The 393-nt window shown below is 72.5% G+C and carries 1 protein-coding gene; it reads left to right on the forward strand.

All coding sequences use genetic code 11. The annotated features are described in order from the left end of the window. Positions 1–393 (forward strand): citrate/2-methylcitrate synthase (locus AC1DKR_RS21340; protein ID WP_478035187.1); only part of this gene is annotated, 393 nt, incomplete at both ends.

Consider the following 393-nt stretch of genomic DNA (forward strand, 5'->3'; position numbering starts at 1 on the left):
CAATGTCTCCTTCGCCCAGATGATCTGGCTAATGCTGCGCGGCGACCTGCCGGGGCCCGGCCAGGGCGAATTGCTCGACGCCGCGCTGATGGCGGCGGTGGACCATGGCCCGCAGGCGCCGAGCATCGCGATTGCGCGCATGGCGGCCACGTGCGGCGTGTGGCTGAACAACGCGATGGCATCGGCCGTGAACGTGCTGGGCGACGTGCACGGCGGCGCCGGCGAGCAGGCGGTGGAGCTGTATCAGGACGTGGCGCAGCGCGAGGATGCCGGCGCCACGCGCGAGGCAGCCGTGGCGGCGGCGCTGCAGGCCTACCGGGAGCTGCGCGGCAAGTTTGTGTCGGGTTTCGGGCACCGCTTCCATCCGCTCGACCCGCGCGCCCCGCGCCTGCT

It is taken from the genome of Stenotrophomonas sp. 01N47 (assembly GCF_056399165.1).